The 3,417-nt window shown below is 53.5% G+C and carries 1 protein-coding gene and 1 pseudogene; both read left to right on the top strand.

The features are described from left to right. Nucleotides 1-33: 33 nt before the first annotated feature. Nucleotides 34-144 (top strand): annotated as a pseudogene (locus B9T16_RS27050) (hypothetical protein); the annotation flags it as partial. A gap of 30 nt (nt 145-174) precedes the next feature. Further along, a partial coding sequence (locus B9T16_RS27045) for a beta strand repeat-containing protein (protein ID WP_410246215.1) occupies nt 175-3,417 on the top strand: 3,243 nt, incomplete at its 3' end.

Raw genomic sequence — 3,417 nt, 5'->3', positions numbered from 1 at the left:
GTAGCCACAGCAGACTTSAATGGCGACGGCCATATCGACATCCTGCTCACCGGCCAAGATAGTAGCGATAACTTCATCAGCCGAGTGTATCTCAACGATGGCAGTGGGGGATTTACCGAGGCCACCAATATCTCCCTGACCGGTGTTGGCTATAGTTCCGTAGCCACAGCAGACTTGAATGGCGACGGCCATATCGACATCCTGCTCACGGGCGACAGTGATTCAGGCTCCATCAGCCGAGTGTATCTCAACGATGGCAGTGGGGGATTTACCGAAGCCACCAATATCTCCCTGACCGGTGTTTACCAGAGTTCGGTAGGAACAGCAGACTTGAATGGCGACGGCCATATCGACATCCTGATCACGGTCCGTGATAGTGACTTTGAGCCCATCAGCCGAGTGTATCTCAACGATGGCAGTGGGGGATTTACCGAGGCCACCAATATCTCCCTGACCGGTGTTTACAATGGTCCGGTAGCCACAGCAGACTTCAATGGCTACGGCCATATCGACATCCTGCTCACGGGCCGTGATAGTGACTTTGAGCCCATCAGCCGAGTGTATCTCAACGATGGCAGTGGGGGATTTACCGARGCCACCAATATCTCCCTGACCGKTGTTGACGATAGTTCCGTAGCCACAGCAGACTTSAATGGCGACGGCCATATCGACATCCTGCTCACGGGCATGGATAGTAGCTTTCAACCCATCAGCCGAGTGTATCTCAACGATGGCAGTGGGGGATTTACCGAAGCCACCAATATCTCCCTGACCGGTGTTCGCTATAGTTCGGTAGCCACAGCAGACTTCAATGGCGACGGCGATATCGACATCCTGCTCACGGGCGTCGATAGTAGCAATAACCCCATCAGCCGAGTCTACAACAATGACACTGTATTTGCCTCACCAGCCAAAGCCATCTATGAGGCCCACAGCAGCAACGGCACCTGGCAATACAGCACGGACGGCGGCGCGACTTGGGTAGACTTCCCAGTAGTTAGCGAAACCAACGCCCTGCTCCTGGACGGCAGCAGCCAAGTCCGGTTTGTCCCGAACCCCGACTACAGAGGAGAAGCCACTTACAACTTCCGCGCCTGGGACCAATCAGATCGACTGTCAGTGGGGACTACGGCCGACGTTAGCACCAATGGCGGCACCACGGCCTATAGTGGCGAGACGGCCACCGCCACCATCACCATCAACCCGGTCAAACAAGCACCAATTCTCAGTCAAACGGAGTTTACCCTAACAGCAGTTAACCAAGGCACCACCGACCACACAGGAGATAACCTAGGGACAATAATTGGTGACAGCATCACCGTAGATGAACCGACTAACATCTTAGACTTCAGCCTCAATACCAATATCTCCCTGACCGGTGTTTACTTTAGTTCGGTAGCCACAGCAGACTTCAATGGCGACGGGCATATCGACATCCTGCTCACGGGCCAGAGTGATTCGGGTCCCATCAGCCAAGTGTATCTCAACGATCGCAGTGGGAGATTTACCCAGGCTACCAATATCTCCCTGACCGGTGTTGGCTATAGTTCGGTAGCCACAGGGGACTTCAATGGCGACGGCGATATCGACATCCTGCTCACCGGCCGCGATAGTGGCAATAACCCCATCAGCCGAGTGTATCTCAACGATGGCAGTGGGGGATTTACTGAAGCCACCAATATCTCCCTAACCGGTGTTGGCTATAGTTCGGTAGCCACAGGGGACTTCAATGGCGACGGCGATATCGACATCYTGCTCACCGGCGAAGATAGTGAYTCAGGCTTCATCAGCCAAGTGTATCTCAACGATGGCAGTGGGGGATTTACCGAGGCYACCAATATCTCCCTGAYCGGTGTKGCCGCTAGTTCGGTAGCCACAGCAGACTTGAATGGCGACGGCTATATCGACATCCTGCTCACCGGCCAAGATAGTRGCGATAACTYCATCAGCCGAGTGTATCTCAACGATGGCAGTGGGGRATTTACCGAAGCCACYAATATCTCCCTGACCGGTGTTTACAATGGTTCGGTAGCCACAGCAGACTTCAATGGCGACGGCCATATCGACATCCTGCTCACGGGCCTAGATAGTAGCAATAACCGCATCAGCCGAGTGTATCTCAACGATGGCAGTGGGGGATTTACTGAGGCCACTAATATCTCCCTGACCGGTGTTGACTTTAGTTCGGTAGCCACAGGGGACTTCAATGGCGACGGCGATATCGACATCCTGCTCACCGGCGAAGATAGTGATTCAGGCTTCATCAGCCAAGTGTATCTCAACGATGGCAGTGGGGGATTTACCGAGGCCACCAATATCTCCCTGATCGGTGTGGCCGCTAGTTCGGTAGCCACAGCAGACTTCAATGGCGACGGCGATATCGACATCCTGCTCACCGGATTTGATAGTGACTTTAGTCCCATCAGCCAAGTCTACACCAATGACCCAATAGAAGTCCCACCAGGCAAAGCCATCTATGAGGCCGACAGCAGCAACGGCACCTGGCAATACAGCACGGACGGCGGCGCGACTTGGGTAGACTTCCCAACAGTTAGCGAAACCAACGCCCTACTTCTGGACAGCAGCAGCCAAGTCCGCTTTGTCCCTAACCCCGACTACAGAGGAGAAGCCACTTACAACTTCCGCGCCTGGGACCAATCAGATGGACTGTTACGGGGGACTACGGCCGACGTTAGCATCAATGGTGGCACCACGGCTTATAGTGGCGAGACTGCCACCGCCACCATCACCATCACCATCAACCCGGTCAAACAAGCACCAATTCTCAGTCAAACGGAGTTTACCCTAACAGCAATTGACGAAGACAGCACCGACCACACAGGAGATAACCTAGGGACAATAATTGGTGACAGCATCACCGTAGATGAACTGACTAACATCTTAGACTTCAGCCTCAATACCAATATCTCCCTGACCGGTGTTGGCTATAGTTCCGTAGCCACAGCAGACTTGAATGGCGACGGCCATATCGACATCCTGCTCACGGGCGTCAGTGATTCAGGTTCCATCAGCCGAGTGTATCTCAACGATCGCAGTGGGGGATTTAACGAAGCCACCAATATCTCCCTGACCGGTGTTTACTTTAGTTCMGTAGCCACAGCAGACTTCAATGGCGACGGCGATATCGACATCCTGCTCACGGGTGTCGATAGTAGCGATAACTTCATCAGCCTAGTGTATCTCAACGATGGCAGTGGGGGATTTACTGAAGCCACCAATATCTCCCTGACCGGTGTTTACYTTAGTTCAGTAGCCACAGCAGACTTCAATGGCGACGGCGATATCGACATCCTGCTCACGGGYSTCGATAGTAGCGATAACTTCATCAGCCTAGTGTATCTCAACGATGGCAGTGGGGGATTTACTGAAGCCACCAATATCTCCCTGACCGGTGTT

It is taken from the genome of Arthrospira sp. PCC 8006 (assembly GCF_046480465.1).
Classification (GTDB): Bacteria; Cyanobacteriota; Cyanobacteriia; order Cyanobacteriales; family Microcoleaceae; genus Limnospira; species Limnospira platensis.
The sequence above is the reverse complement of the archived record's forward strand: the minus strand, read 5'-3'. Positions and strand labels throughout refer to the sequence as shown.